Annotated in this window: 3 protein-coding genes; all 3 read right to left on the reverse strand. The window is 56.5% G+C overall.

What is annotated here, in order from left to right:
• The coding region (locus tag J7J49_RS03630; RefSeq protein ID WP_215090279.1) for a non-ribosomal peptide synthetase at positions 1-5625 on the reverse strand (5625 nt) is incomplete at its 3' end.
• Position 5626: 1 nt separating this feature from the next.
• A complete protein-coding gene (locus J7J49_RS03635) occupies positions 5627-15562 on the reverse strand; it encodes a non-ribosomal peptide synthetase (RefSeq protein WP_215090281.1) in 9936 nt (3311 codons plus the stop codon).
• Between the two features lie 45 nt (positions 15563-15607).
• The gene (locus J7J49_RS03640; protein ID WP_251048126.1) at positions 15608-16609 is read right to left on the reverse strand and encodes a TauD/TfdA family dioxygenase; all 1002 of its coding nucleotides are present in this window, start codon (positions 16607-16609) and stop codon (positions 15608-15610) included.
• Positions 16610-16637: the final 28 nt, after the last annotated feature.

The following is a 16637-nucleotide window of genomic DNA, read 5'->3' on the forward strand; positions in this document are numbered from 1 at the left end:
CAGGTGGGCACCGTCGAGACATTCAGCCACATCTTGCTGCAGCGTGGCTGGAACGGCCTCACCACCGCACATAATATGCTTGAGCCGCGTCTTGGTCTTAACATCGGGATAGGCCAAGAAGGCCTTTAGCATTGAGGGCACAAAGTTGAGCGTGGTAACGCCGTGCCGCTGGATCAGCTCGATGATGCGCTCTGGATCTCGATGGTCGCCCGGTTGGGCTATCACCAAACGTGCCCCAACACTCAGCGGCCAGAAAATCTCCCAAACCGAGACGTCGAACCCGAACGGCGCCTTATGCAGTACGGCATCGGTATCGGTGAGCTGGTAGGTCTCCTGCATCCAGACCATGCAGTTGGTCAGGGCATCATGGCGGATGGCAGCGCCCTTGGGCCGCCCGGTGGAGCCTGAGGTGTAAATCACATAAGCGAGGTGCTCGCCGTGCAGCGTCACCGCTGGATTGGTAGAAGCGTGATGCGCAACATCTAGCCGATCCAACTCAACAACGCTTAGGCCATCCGCTACCGGCAAGGACGCGCGCAAGTGGTGCTGGGTCAGCAGCAGCTCGATACCACTATCTTCGGCGATGAACGCCAACCGCTCCGAGGGATACTCGGGATCCAGCGGCACATAGGCGCCCCCCGCTTTGAGAATCGCCAGCAGCCCTACCACCATTTCGATGGAGCGCTCCATGGCGATACCCACTCGGGTCTCGGAGCGCACACCTAGCCCGATCAGATAGTGGGACAGACGATTGGCACGGGTATTAAGCTCGCTATAGCTGAGAGACTGATCGTCAAATACTACTGCCGTGGCCTCTGGAGCTGCCGCAGTTTGACGCTCGATCAATTGATGCATTGGCTGAGTATCGGCATGTTGGTATAAATTCACTCCCCACTCACTCAACCGCTGCCGCTCATCTCTACCTAGCAGGCTGATCTCACTTATCGCTTGCTGCGGCGTATGTTGCAGACTTGCTACGATGCCCGCTACAGCGGCTTCCATGTAATCACATAACCTTTGTGCACCAATCGTGCGGCTCACCTGCCCTACTAATTGGAAGCCCTCTCCGAGGTCGTCCACCGCCATACCAATTGGGTAGTTGGTACGCTCCTGGGCCCCCAGCACTTCCATCCCCTCCCAGGAATGGGTGGGATTTCCCTCTTGTTGGGGAGAGCTGTAACGATAGTTCAGCAGACTGGTGAAAAGCGGCATGCCACTAGGTAGCCCGCTGCAGCGCTGCGCAAGGCCAAGGCTGGCATGTTCATGATGCAGCAGTGCCGATAGAGTTTCGTGGGTTTGGCGCAGGCACTTATCGGCACCTTGAGCCCCCACTTTGATACGCACGGGTAGCGTATTAATAAACATCCCCAGCGCCCGCTCGGCACCCTCGATGCCCTGCATGCGGCCGAACAGCACGGTGCCGAACACCACATCGTCCCGCCCGATGGTCTTGCTTAGCACCAAGGCCCAGGCCAGATGGAACAGGCTGGCCGTGCTCACACCATGGCGCTGCGCCTGCTGGCGCACTTGCTGGGCCAGTTCCGCTGGCAAAGGAAGGCGTACTTCCTCTATCTCACTGCCATCGCCACGAACGTCTAGTAGCCCGAAGGGTGCTGTCGGTTCTTCAACATCGCCCAACCGCTCACGGAAAAAGGTTTCATGCTCTTCCTGGCTTACCCCTAGTCGGGCCTGAGCAACAAAATTGCGGAATGGGAGGGGTTGAGGTAGCGCATCTTCGCGGCCTTGCTGGATTAGGGAAATTTCTTCCACCAGTAGCTCAAGGGTAATGTGATCCATGACTAGATGGTGGCTAGGTAACTGTAGCAACCATCGCCCTTGCTCGGCATCGTATGCGGCTACCGCTCGCAGCATCGGTGCTTGGCGCACATCGAGGCGATGATAATCAGGATCCACCTCAGCATTCAGTTGTTCGACAACACAAAGCGAAGAAACATGATCCAATTCTAACCATTCAAGCTCCAACTCAGCATGCCGGTATACCACCTGCACCGGCTCTCGTAAGCCCTCCCAAAGCACGGCGGTACGCAGGATATCGTGGCGGGCAAGCAACTGGTTAAAACCGGCAATAAAGGCTTCTAGCCGTTCTCGGCTGTCGAAGCCAAGCAAATGTTGGGTCACATAGGCATCGCCCTTCTCCTGCAGCCGATGGTGGAAGAGCATCCCCTCCTGCAGGGGTGCCAGCGGGTAGATATCCTGAATATTTCTGGCGCCGCCCGGCACTGCCGCTTCGATGACGCTAATCTCTTCACCATTAAGCTCAAGCAAAGGCAACATCTCGGGCTGGATTGCCGAGCAGCCATCTGGAATGAGGTTGGGCGGGATAATGATTTCCTGCCGCTCTGATGTCTGCATCAGTACCTGGGCGAAGGCCGCCAGCTCTGGGAATTGAAACAGCGTGCGTACCTGCGCCGTTAGCCCCCGATGCCGCATTTTCTCCAACACTTTCAGAGCCAGTAACGAATGGCCACCTAGCTCGAAGAAGTTGTCGCGGCGGCCCACCCTTTCGATGCCAAGTGTCTGTGACCAAATCGCCGCTAGCGCTTCTTCCACCTCGCTCTGAGGCGGCTCGTACTGCGAGCCACTGATCAAATCCGGTTCGGGCAACGCCTTACGGTCTACTTTGCCGTTGGCATTCAACGGCAGTGCATCAAGCGTAACCACGACGCCCGGCACCATATAGTCCGGCAGTCGTTGCCCCAGCACCTCACGTAGTGAGGTGCTGTCGAGTTCACTGTCGGCCTGGGGAACCACATAGGCCACCAATCTAGAGCCATTGGTGCCTTCTTGGGCGACCACCACCGCCTCGCGGATCGCCAGTTGCAATAACAACTGCGCTTGTACTTCCCCCAATTCCACACGATGACCTCGGATTTTAACTTGATCATCTATACGGCCAAGGAACTCCAAGCTTCCATCTGGCAACTGCCGCACACTGTCGCCGGTGCGATATAGTCGTTCTCCTTCACCAAAGGGGTCAGCTACAAATCGTTCCGCCGTCATATCAAGGCGCCCCAGATAACCGCGGGCCAACCCCGCCCCTCCTAGATAAAGTTCACCGTTTACTCCTTGAGGCACGGGGTTCATCCAAGGGTCAAAAATTCGAATTTGCATGTTACGCAAGGGGGCGCCAATCGGTAGCGTAGATGCTCGCTGATCACCGCCTTCATGTATTTGTGTCAAAGCTCCGACAGTTGTCTCAGTGGGGCCATAATGGTTAACAACTTGGCAAGATGGATTTAGGTCTGAGATCCAGTTAACCAGAGACCAATCGCTTACCTCCCCGCCAAGAACCAAACACCTTCGCGGCAATGTATTTAATGGATTTTCTACACTCATTAGTGCGCGCAAATGGCTAGGCACTATTTTGAGGACATCAATTTCATGCTCGTGCATGTATCTAGTAAAAGCGTCTGGATCAAGGGTGCTATCAGATGAAATCAAATGAAGAGTTCGCCCCTTGCACAAGGCACCGAATAGCATGGTATGGCCTAAATCCGCGGCTATGGTCGACACCATTGCAAAACTACGAACATCATCAGATAGCGCTAAAACCTCCAGAACTCCTTCCGTATAATTGCTCAGAGCACCATGCGTAACCCCAACCCCCTTAGGTCGTCCAGTAGAGCCCGAGGTGTAAATCACGTAGGCTAGATGTTCGCTATGTAGTACCACTTCCGGATTGGTAGAAGCATGTTGCGCTACATCTAGGCGATCCAGCTCAATAATGCTCAACCCATCATTTACCGGCAGCGTCTCACGTAAGTGTTGCTGGGTGATCAACATAATGATGCCGCTGCTTTCGACCATATAAGCTAGCCGTTCGGCGGGGTAGTCCGGATCCAGCGGCACATAAGCACCACCCGCTTTGAGAATAGCCAGTAGCCCCACCACCATCTCAACTGAGCGCTCAACGGCAATACCCACTCGGGTATCAGGTTTTACGCCCAAAGCAATTAGATAGTGCGCCAAGCGGTTGGCGCGAATATTGAGTTCTGCGTAACTGAGTGACTGGTCTTCAAATACTAGTGCTGCGGTATCGGAGACTGCCGCTGCTTGGCACTCAATTAGGTGGTGAATAGTTAGAACGTCGGGGTATCGTTGTGTACTACCTCCCCATTCCTTCATTTGAAGCCATTCGTTCTTATCCAGCAGTTCGATATCACTTAACGCATGTTCTGGCATCTCTGCCAGCGCCTTTAAAAAAACAACATAATGGCGCGCCATTCGCCCAATGGAGGTTGAATCAAACAGCTCTTCTGCATAAATAAAACTTGCCTCCAAGCTACCATCAGTACACTCCTCCACATTTAGCGTCAGCTCGAATTTCGCCTCTTTCTTCTCTAATGGCCAGGTGCTTAGTTCCAATCCTGGTAGTACCTTCAGCGCACCATGATCCTGCTGCTGGTAATTGAACATCACCTGGAATAGTGGGGTGTGGCTTAGACTGCGCTCCGGCTGCAGCGCTTCTACTAACTGCTCAAAAGGTAGATCTTGATGCTCTTGCGCACCAAGCGCCGCACGTTTCCCCCGTTCTAGCGCCTCGCCCAAGCTCAGGCGACCAGTTAACTGATTGCACATCACCTGAGTATTGACAAAAAGCCCTACCACTCCTTGGGTTTCTGTACGATGCCGATTGGCGATTGGCACGCCTATCCGAATATTTTCCTGCGCTGTATAGCGGTACAACAGTGTCTGGAACCCCGTCAGTAGCGCCATAAAAAGGGTAGCTCCCTGAGCCTGAGCTCGTTGACGCAATCCTCTCACCAGCGATTCTGGAAGTGCCAGGTGGTGACGCGCAGTGTGATAATGTCCATCGTTGCGCCGCGGGCGATCGGTCGGCAACTGCAGCACTGGGTGTTCGCCACCCAGTTCCGCCTGCCAGTAAGCGAGTTGGCGCTCTTTCTCACCCGCGTCCATCCATTGACGCTGCCATAGCGCATAATCGGCATACTGGATCGGCAAGGCGGCTGGCTGCCAGGCCTCTCCTGTCACCCGAGCACAGTAGCCTGCAGAAAACTCATCAATGATTAACTGCATCGACCAACCATCGGAGATGATGTGATGCATCACCACTACCAGCAAGTGCTCCTCATTGGCCAAGTGCAGGAACCCCACCCGCAAGAGCGGCCCCTGCTCCAAATCGAAAGGTTCATTGCAAAGCCGAGCAACCTGATTCTCTATTGCCATTTCGCGCTTATCTTTCGGCATATGACTTAGATCAATCTCGTGCCATGCAAAATTACTCTCTGCCAGCACCACTTGCATCGCCCCACCCTTACTATCATCACGAAACACCGTGCGAAGTGCCTCATGACGGGACACTATGGCGGTGAAACTATCTCTCAACGCTTCAGGGATGAGCGTTCCTTTGAGGGTAAGAGCACCATTAATATGGTAAGCGCTACTCTGAGGATCCATGCGCCAGAGAAACCATTGGCGCATTTGCGCGTAGGAAAGCTCGCTACTCTCCTGCTCCTTTCTCGGCACGATTGGTAACGTCGAAAAGTCGATATCCTGTTGCCTTAATGCCTCAAGAAATACGCTCTGCTTGTCTCGTGGCAGGTGTGCGAAGCGCTCTGCAATCGTGTGTTTATTGGGTTCCATATCAGCTCTCCATACCGTCTAATAGCGCTGCCATCTTTTCGAGTTGTGCGCTCTCCTTCTCTTTCGCACCTCCCCTGCTTTCCTGAATGAGTCCACACATTGCGACTAAAGTAGCGTGTTCGAAATAGCTGCGGAGAGGGAGGCGTATATCGAAATGTTCTTCCACTCTAGATTGCACTCTAAGGGCCAGTAGCGAATGCCCCCCTAACTCGAAGAAGTTGTCGTGTCGACCCACCCGTTCGACACCCAGCACCTCACTCCAAATCGCCGCCAGCGTCTCTTCGGTCTCACCTTGGGGCGGCACGTATTGCGAGCTACTAGCGAAGTCAGGCTCGGGCAATGCCTTACGATCCACCTTGCCGTTGGGCGTTAGTGGCAAAACATTGAGCATCACCACCACACTTGGCACCATATAGTCCGGCAATACCTGCCCCAGACGTTCGCGTAGCTCGGTCGCATCGATCGATTCATATGCCTGGGCGACGGCATAAGCTACCAACCTGGCTCCTCCCGGCCCTTCCTGGGCCACCACTGCCGCTTCTCGTATTACATCGAATTTCACCAACCGAGACTCTATTTCACCCAACTCAATGCGCTGGCCCCGTATTTTGACCTGTTGATCGGTGCGCCCGATGTATTCAAGCGCCCCATCGGTGCGATAGCGGGCCAGATCGCCAGTCCGGTAAAGCCGCTCCCCAGGGACATCGGCAAACGGGTTGGGCACGAAGCGCTCCGCCGTCAGCTTCGGTTGGTTCAGGTAACCCCGCCCAACACCGACACCGGCGACATATAGTTCGCCACTCACCCCGGTTGGTAGCGGGTTCAGTTGATTGTCGAGGACGATTAACTGGGTGTTATCGGCCGGTTTGCCGATCGGCACCACGGCTACGTGCTCGTTATCGTCGCTACGCAGCAAGTGCAGGGATACATCATCGGCACATTCAGCAGGGCCATAGGCATTGACCAATGGGATCTCCGGATAGCGTTCAAACCATTGGCGCACTAGCTCGGAGGTGGAGGCTTCACCCGTGGGCAGCAGCCAGCGCAGTGCTGGCAGGTCGACTGGGGCAGTGTTCAACATTCCCTGGATCACTGCAGGTACGCTTTGCATTACCGTGACGCCGTTGTCGCGCACATAAAGGAGCAGCGCACTGGGATCACGTGCAATCTCATCAGGCACGACCTCGATGCAAGCACCACACAACAGCCCCGCCAGCGTTTGCCAGACGGAGATATCGAAACTAAGCGCTGCGGTCTGGGCAATGACATCGCTAGCCGACAGAGCCAGGTAGGGAACCTTGCTCAACTGGTTATTGAGCATGCCACGATGGCTAACAACTACGCCCTTGGGTTCACCGGTCGAACCGGAGGTATAGATGACATAGGCAGCCTGATCAGGGTGCACCGATACGGTGACATCCCCCTCTAGCCCTTCCGCCGTGACGAGATCCTCGAACACTATCATCCGCGGCGGGTTGGGCATGGATGCAAGCACAGCTTCGAGATGAGGTGTTTGCTCAGCGGTGACAACCAGAACCGCTGCTCGGCTGGACGTCAGCATATCGGCGATACGCTGATCAGGAAGCCGGGTATCCAGCGCTAGATACGCACCGCCAGCCTTGAATGTACCTAGAATCATGCTCGGTAACGCCAAGCCACGCTCGGCATGCAGGGCTACGACGTCATCCTTCTTCACCCCGACTTGCCGGAGTGCTTGGGCAATGCGATTGGAGGTGGCCTCTAGCTGATCATAAGTGAGTGTGTCTCCCTGATGGCGAACGGCAACTTGGTGTGGATGCATCCGTACCTGCTCGCGGAACAGGTCGATATAGCCTTGATCAAAGGGATAAGCAACCGATGGCCCTCTGCATTGTGCTCGCTGCGCCTCCATCTCAACTACAGGCAGTACGTCCAATTCATGATAGGGAGCGTCAGGCCTTTCAATAATGTGCAAGAGGATCTGACGGAAGCCAGAGAGAAGTCTCTCGACCTCGGAGTCGTCAAACTTTCGGGCGTCATAGGAGAGCTGCAACATCAATTGCTCACCAGGCACAACCACTACGGTCAAAGGATAGTTGGTGTGGGTGCGGTTACCCTTGATGGACACATGAAGATCTTCAATTTTCTCCGTGATGCTGGCATCTATCGGCGCATTTTCGAATACAAAGAGGCTATCGAATAGACTGCGCCCTTGTAGCCCTTCTCCTAGCGATTGAATTTCCACTAGCGGCAGGTGCTCGTATTGACGCATCTCCAGGTTTTTCGCCAATAGCCCATGCAGCCAATCAAGGACAGATGTTTGCGGCGAAGGCGCTGACACACGTAGAGGAATCGTGTTGATAAACAGCCCCATCGTCTCCTGTATGCCCTCCAGTTCTAGCGGACGCCCAGCTACTGTCACGCCGAATAGGATGTCATCCACCTGGGAAAGCCGCCCTAACAGCAGTGCCCATGCCCCTTGTACGATCGTATTGACCGTCAATTGATGCTGCCGGGCGACGTTCTGTAGCCCTGCACTCTCATTGAGAGAGAGAGAGGAGAATACATCGGCCACCGTGGCAACACTGTCGAGCGAACCGTGCGGTTTAAGATAAGGAATCGGCGTTACCTCATCGAAACCTTCAAGCTCATGTTGCCAATAGTTGCGGAGCACATTGGCATCCTGTTGCTGCAACCAAGCGATAAAATCACGATACGGTCTTGGTTGCGTCAATTCGTAACTCGTGCCTAGGCGATAGGCATCGTAGTAGTGGAAGAAATCACTGAGCAACAGGGAGCGGCACCAGGCATCCATCAGAATATGGTGGAAACTCTGTACGACGTAGAACAGGTTTTCCGCCAATTGGATAAGACGTACCTTGAGCAAAGGTGGCCGTTCCAGATCGAAGCCATCATCAAGTTCCTGACGCAATAACACCGATAAGCGATGATCGGCCTCACTCTCGTCAATGCCGCGCCAATCGATATATTCCACTGGCGAAGGGACGTGCCGATACACCACTTGCAACTGCATGTCTTCGGTTTGCCAGACGAATCCTGTACGTAGCACCTCATACCGTTCGACGACTCGCTGCCAAGCTTTCTCGAAAGCGTTGACATCAATCGGCGAAGCAAACCGGTAGCGATCCTGCATCATGTACATACCCGCGCCTGGATTGAGCAGAGTATGCAATAGCAGCCCTTGCTGCATCGGTGCCAGCGGGTAGATGTCCTCAACATTGGTGGCATCCAATCGCAAACCGTCCAACTGCGCTTGACTCAGCCCCGCCAGCGGGAAGTCCGATGGCGTAGTACCACGAACGCCGCTGTCACAATGCTCAATCAATGCCTCTAGTTGCGCTTGGAAGCTTGCTTGCAAGGCATGCATCGCTGCCTCACTGTGAATCTCACGACTGTAATTCCAGTCAAAGCGCAGCTGGCCCTCCTGAACCCAGGCCACTACCTCAATCCAGGTACGGCGCTCGCTTTGCGGTGCGCGGGGCTGCCCGGCGTTCTCTTTGGCGAGCTGCCAAGCCGCATCGCCCTGCAGGGAGCGGTCAAACTGACCTAGATAATTGAAAGTGACCTGGGGGTAGGCGCCACCCACCAGCGCGGGCTCTTCTTTCAAATAGCGCAGCACGCCGTAGCCGAGCCCCTTGTCAGGCACTTGGCGAAGTTGCTCTTTGATTGCTTTTAGGCTCGTAGCAGGCTCTGCATTACCCGGCGTCAGGCGAACCGGGTAGAGGGAAGTGAACCAACCTACGCTGCGACTGAGGTCGACACCGTCGAACAGGTCTTCGCGACCATGGCCTTCCAGTTCGATCAGTACACTGTCTCGTTCCGCCCATTGGCATAGGGCACTCGACAGCGCAGTGAGGAGAAGGTCATCCACCTGGGTGCGGTAGGCTTTATGCACCGGCCCCAGCAGTTGCGTGGTCGCCTCGGTAGACAAGCTGCCAACGAGCGATGCGGTATCGGCAACGGTGTTGCTGCCCTGGAGATTCTGTGCCGGTAGGCTAGGCTCTGGCTCTTTGACGAGACTTTCCCAATAGGGGCGTTGCTCAGCCAACGCCTCCGATGTGGCGTAGTCGGCCAGGGCGTGCGTCCATTCATCTAGCGAGGTGGTTGCCGGTGGTAGGTCGATTGTCTTGCCTGCACTTAACTGCGTGTAGGCCGTTTGCAGGTCGTCGAGAATCACGCGCCACGAGACGCCGTCTACCACCAGGTGGTGAGCCACTAACAGCAGTCGCCCGCCATGCTCGCCTCCCAGTGCCATCCAGATGGCACGGAACGGCCGCGCCAGGCTTAGGCTGCGCTGTGCAGCATCGGCGGCCTGAGTGATGGCCTGCGCCGGATCCGCATGATCGCTTAAATCCAAGTGCTCGAAGAGATCGTCGGCTAGCTTGCCATAGGCTTGTTGCCAGCTGTCGCCAACGCGCTCAAAGCGCAGCCGCAAAGCGCCATGGAGATCGACCACTGCCTCCATGGCACGCCGTAACAGCGCGGCATCTACATCACTGGCCGCTTCCAGCATCAACGACTGATTCCAGTGGTGTGGCTCGGCGAAGTTCTGCTCGAAGAACCAGCGCTGCACCGGCAACAGTGCAAAGGGAGCCACCTTATCGGGCACAGCCACTTGTTTAGGTGCGGCCGCCGCCAGGGGCGTGGCCATCGCCGCCACGGCTGCAACGGTCTGCCCTTCCATCAGTTGCTTGGGTGTTACCTTGTAGCCCCGCTTGCGCGAGCGAGCGACGATTTGCAGGCTAAGGATGGAGTCGCCCCCCAGCTCGAAAAAGTTGTCGTTACGCCCCACCTGCTCGCAGCCGATCACGTCAGCCCAAACCGCTGCCAACGCCTCCTCGGCTTCTCCCTGGGGAGCTTCAAAGGCTTTGCCACCACCAGTTTGCACCGGCTCGGGCAGCGCCTTGCGATCCAACTTCCCATTGGCGGTTAGCGGCAGAGCCTCCAGCCGTACTATGGCGCTGGGCACCATATAGTCAGGCACACGTTCGCCAAGCTGCGCGAGTAACGCGGCGTCATCGACATCACTCCCGGCTGCCATAACCACGTAGGCATACAGTTGCGCGCGGCCTTCCTCGTTTTCTCGTGCAATCACCTCAGCCTCCGCGATGCACGATTGATCACGCAACAGGGCAGCGATTTCGCTCGGCTCTACCCGATAACCGCGAATCTTGACCTGATCATCCACACGGCCAAAGAACTCCAGGCTACCGTCGGCCAGTTGGCGCACACGGTCACCGCTGCGATAGAGTCGCTCCCCCGCATGGAAGGGGCTGGCGACGAAACGTTCCGCTGTTTGCCCCAGCCGCTGTAGATAACCTTGAGCCAACCCAGGGCCACCCAAGTAGAGCTCGCCGGCAACGCCCTTCGGCACCGGATTAAGCCAGGGGTCGAGCACATAGGCCTGAGCATTGGCCAGCGGTTTGCCGATCGGCAGGGTGCTGGCAGCTCGATCGGCTATGTCGGCTTGCTGGGTGAGAATACCGACCGTGGTTTCCGTAGGGCCGTAGTGATTAAGCACCTGGCAGGTTGGCTTGAGTTCGGCGATACGCGCCAGTAGCGCCCAGTCGGTCGCTTCGCCGCCCAGGATCAGGCGCTCGTGGGGAAGTACATCGGCCGGAGTTGCCGCACTCAGCAGCGCCCGCAGGTGGCTAGGCACAATTTTGAGCACATCCACTTGCTGTTCGCGCATATAAGCCGCAAAGGCATCTGGGTCGAAGGCGCACTCGGGGGAAATAAGATGCAAGGTACGCCCGGTGCACAAGGCACCAAACAGCACGGTATGCCCCAGATCCGCCGCTACCGTCGACACCATTGCCATGTTGCGGGCACCTTCTGGTAGCGCCAGCGCTTCCAGAACGCCCTGCACGTAATTGGCCAGCGCACCGTGACTGACCGCTACCCCCTTGGGCTTGCCCGTGGAGCCAGAGGTATAGATCACATAGGCGGTCTGCTGGGGATGGATGACGGGCAGTTCGTGTTCAACTGACGCAGGAATATCATCGGCAAACGCCAGCGCCATTACCGGAACGTCATCGCTCCAGGCGCAAGCCGTACTACTTAGCAGCAAACGGGCGCCACTGTCAGCCAATTGATAGGCCAAACGCTCCGTTGGCAGTTGCGGATCCAGGGGCACGAAGGACCCACCTGCTTTGAGTACAGCAAGAATACCAAGTATGTATTCACACGAACGCTCGGCGTGAATGGCAACACGCACCTCGGGGCCGACGCCCTGTGCGACCAGTGCCTGGGCCAGACGCTGAGCTTGGGCATCCAGGATGGCGTAGGTATAACGGTATTGCCCATCGTCTACGGCTGACGCATCAGCATTAGCTGCCACCGCTTTCGACAGCAGGGTGGGTATATCCTGAGCAAGACATTCGCGTTGGTTGCCTTCCAGCACGGAGATAGGCTCGGGTAGCGCCAGCATCTCTGTTTGAGACTGCGGATCAGCGATGATCTGCTCGGCCAGGCATTGGAATGCCTGGCAGAAGCGCTCAATCGTGGTGGCATCGAATAGCTCCGCGGAGTAAGCGAATAGGCCTGTTATTCCCTCAGGCTCATCGCAAAAATCGAGACTCAGATCGAAGTGGGCAATGCCCGTGAACACCTGCTCGGCTTGAACGGTCAGGCCAGCCACGTGGTGCTCCACCTGCCACATTTCCTGTTGAGTACACTTCACTTGGAACAGTGGATGCACACCCGGTTGCCGTTCGAGCTGCAGTTCCTCCACCAACTGATCGAAAGGTACCTCTTGATGCAGCTGGGCATCGATCAGGGTAGCGTTAACCTCATCTAATAAACGTCCGAAGTTTTTAGTGGGATCAATCTGAGTGCGCAGCACAACGACATTGATAAGGTAACCAATCAAGCCCTGGAGTTCGGCTTTATGGCGATTGGCAATGGGAGCGCCTACTTTGATATCTGTCTCACCGCTAAAGCGATGCAGTGTCAGCTTTAATAGTGCCAAGATCACGGCGTAGAGCGAAACGCTTCGTTCACGGGATAGGCTACGTAGCTGCTCGCTCAACTCACGAGGAAGCGTAAAGCGCAGCTGGCCTTCGCTCGGTGCGGACAGCGTTTGGCGTGGACGATCCAAAGGCAATGCTAGCGGGGGATGATCCCCGGAGAGGCGTTCACACCAGTAAGCAAGTTGGCTCTGTCGCTCACTGCTGTTTCGCTCACTACTATGTTGCTCACTACTACGCTGCTGACACTGCTGCCAAACCGCATAATCTGCGAACTGTATTGGCAGTGGCGCAAGTTTGACTTCTCGCTGTGTGCAGGCGCCCTCATAAAGTGCGCATAGATCATCGATGAGCACCTGTACTGACCATCCATCGCCAGCAATGTGGTGCTGCACGACAGCTAACACATGGTGCTCTGTGGACAAGCGGTAGAGGGCGACGTTTAAGGGAGGCGCCAGTTCAAGATCAAAAGGTTGCCGCGCTAGTTTGGTGAGTGCGTCATGCAGTGCCTGCTCCTGTTCATCCGCGGTATCACCGGGTATTTCGTTACAGATCAGCTCAAGACTCCAGTCCTGCGCTAGCCGCTGAACAGGTTCTCCTGCCTCACTCAAGGGGTAGTAAGTACGCAAAATATCATGTCGCTGAACCAGGGCCTCCAGCGCTGCATTGAGCGCCGATAAATCCACCTCCCCCTTGAAGTGCAGTGCCCCCGCCATATTGTAACCAGCACTCTGGGGATCGAGCTGCCATGTAAGCCATAGGCTACGCTGCCCTTCTGACAGCGGTATATCGCTTTGACGTTGATCATCGTCAAGACGGGGGATGGCCAGCGCCCGTTGATCCGATGATGCTGCCAGACGTGCTTCGATAGCTTTAGCCATGGCAGACAAGCGCGGTTGCTCGAACAGCGCATGCAGCGATAGCTCGACGCCCCAGTGATCACTGATGGCAGCGGCTAGTCGCACCGCCGCCAGAGAATTACCCCCACTGGCGAAGAAGTGAACATTGCTTCCCAGTGGCGTTTCCTTGTTGTCTCCCAGCACTTGGCGCCAGAGCGTCGCTAACGTCTGCTCCGTTTCGCTCCCAACTGTTGTGCTAGATTGCGATGCCTTTCCCTCACTGGCGTCCTCATCGCCACCGCTGACAAAATGCCCAAAGGCGTGAATGGCGTAGGCGTCCAGACTGCCCGCCTCCCAGCCTTGACGGCAGGCGCTGCGCTGTAACTTGCCGCTGGAAGTTTTAGGAAGGCCGCCGGGATTGAGTAGTAGTGCGACAGAAAGCGGCTCATGGCAGGCGGATCCTACCGCCTCACTGAGTGCCTCGATCAACTTCTCGGCGGGCACCAGCTTCTGCATACCGCGGGAAACTTCTGCCGCCACGCCTATCCCCTCGGCGCCTTCCGGCGTGTTCACGGCAAAGGCCGCCACGCGCCCTTTGCGCACCGCTTCCACCTCGGCTTCGATAGCGCTCTCAATATCCTGGGGGTAGACGTTATTGCCGCGCAGAATGATCAGGTCTTTAATACGCCCGGCGATATACAGCTGCCCTTGATGCAAAAAGCCTAGATCGCCGGTGCGCAGCCAGCGGGCATCATTGCCTTGTGCATCGGTATCGCGAGCGTCGCTATCACTAGCACCGGTACGCTGCCAACTGACCCCATCCCGGGTAACAAAGGTTTTGGCCGTGGCTTCGGGGTTTTGCCAGTACCCATGTGCCACGCTGGGCCCGTTGACCCAGATCTCGCCGACCTCGCCTTCGGGCAGGGAGTGAAGCCCATCTGGATCAACAATATCGATTGCATGACCTAGCTCCGGCGTGCCGCAGCCCACCAGCGTGTTGCCTTCAACCGCTGAGGCGGCCTTACCCTCGGCCAGCGACTGTTGCGAAAAAGCCGTACCCACCACGCCTGTACCGCGTGAATTACAGCTGACCAATAGCGTGGCTTCAGCCAAGCCATAGCAGGGTGCCGCGGTGTCAGCGGCGAAGTCCGCCGGGCGAAAGCGTTCAATAAAGCCAGTTAGGGTTTCGTGGCGTACCGGCTCGGCACCTGAGAACGCGACCCGCCAGCTGGATAAATCGAGTGCCTGAAGCTGTTCGTCGCGAATACGATCAAGGCACAGCCGATAGGCAAAATCGGGGCCGCCGCTCATCGTGCCCCTGTGGCGGGAAATCGCTTCCAGCCAGCGTACCGGCCGCTGCAAAAAGAAGGTGGGGCTCATTAATACCAAAGGAATACCGCGATAAATGGGCTGTAACAATCCGCCGATCAGGCCCATATCGTGATAAAGCGGCAGCCAACTAACGAAGACATCGTCGGCAGCAATCGCAAAGCCTGTCTCGATAGCACGCTCGTTGGCCATCAGGTTGCCATGGCTGACCATAACGCCCTTGGGCGCGGCCGTGGAGCCTGAGGTGTACTGCAAAAAGGCAATATCACCACGCTTGGGGCGATGTTCGACCCAGTGTTCAGCGCGGGCCTCATCTACGCTATCCACGGCGATCAATTCGGCACTACCGAAGCCTTCGCTTGCCGAGGCAATCACATCGATAATCGTCGTAGAGGTAAGCACACAGGCGGCTTGGGAGTCGGCGGCAATGGCTAGCAGACGTGCTAGGTGCTGCTGCTTGGCCGATTCCGGTGGGAAGACCGGCACGGCAATCACCCCGGCATATAGGCAGGCGAAGAACGCCACCACGTAGTGCTCATCGTTATCCAGCAGGATCAAGGCACGCTCACCCGCTGGGAACCGCTGCTGGAGCTCGCTGGCCAGGGCGCGGGAACGCCGCTCCAGGGTGGCGTAGTCAAGGGTAGTTTCGCCTTGAGCGTTCACCACTGTCAGCGCCCGGACATTGGGCCTTTCTCGGGCCAGTCGACTTAAATGCTCGACATAGCTTCTAAAAACGTCGTTATGGTTTGCGTCGTTGCAAGATGGGTTACTGAAAGCTGTCTGAGCGTGCCTAATATTCATATGCGTACCTGCTGGAGCTCCTGGCCGTGGGATAAGGCGTTATGTTCAGTCGTTGGAGAGGTTGCCGTGGCCTTCCGCCATGGCGACGACGACTTTGCGCGGCCCTTTGAATGGCGTACGCGCGTGGGCAACCAGCATGTTGTCGAGCATCAACACATCACCCGCTTGCCAGGGGAACATCACCGTTTCTTCGGCCAGTACGCCGCGGATCTCATCGAAAATGGCATCGTCAATGGGGCTGCCATCGGCAAAGAAGACGTTGCGCGGCATGTCTTCGGGGTCGAGCAGCTCTTCGAGCGATTCACGCACTTCTGGCTGCAGGTTGGAGACATGGAAAAGATGGCCCTGGTTAAACCACACCTGTTCACCGGTGACCGGATGGGTCTCTATGCTTTGGCATAGCTGGGTGGTACGCAGGTCGCCATCGGGTTTCCACTCACAGCGAATCCCCGCGCGTTGGCAGAATGCCTCCACTTCGGCGCGGTCTTCGGTGTTAAACACCTTTTTCCAAGGCATATCGAAATCGCCGTAGTTGCGTACATAGAGAATGCCGGGGGCAAAGCGCTCGCGAATCTCTGCCGGCATACGGCGGTAAATGGCGCGGCTATCGGCAATCGGGGTCTCTCCCCCTTCAGGGGAAGCGGTGACACAGTGGAACCAGATTTTCATCGGCCACTCGCGGGTATAGGCCTGCTCGTTGTGTAGGGGAATATGTTGGTGAGCGGGGTATTCGGTGGAGGTATAAATGCCCGATGACACCGCTGAACGTGGCGTGGACGCGAACTCATAACTCAGCAGCGGATGACCAAACGCAGCGGCAAACTGCTGAAAATCGTCAACGGTGGGAACATCGAAACCTCTTAGCAGCACGCCGCCCACCCTGGTCACTAGAGACTCGATATCCGCACGGAAATCGCCGAAGGCTTCCAGCAGCGGCTGCCCCGGGTAGGTGGGGGAAATCATAATGGGCAGCTCTGAATCAGTTGGCCCCTGACGTTTGGATATGGTGTTGGCTGGTTGCGTTGGTGCTGTGCTTTGGCTGTCCATTATTAATCTCCTAAAAAGTCGTTAAGTA

Source organism: Halomonas sp. ISL-56, assembly GCF_018612805.1.
GTDB lineage: Bacteria > Pseudomonadota > Gammaproteobacteria > Pseudomonadales > Halomonadaceae > Vreelandella.

Excerpts from the sequence above, each read along its gene's own strand:
- J7J49_RS03640 (WP_251048126.1), bottom strand. The coding sequence starts at position 16,609 with ATGGACAGCCAAAGCACAGCACCAACGCAACCAGCCAACACCATATCC.
- J7J49_RS03635 (WP_215090281.1), bottom strand. The coding sequence starts at position 15,562 with ATGAATATTAGGCACGCTCAGACAGCTTTCAGTAACCCATCTTGCAAC.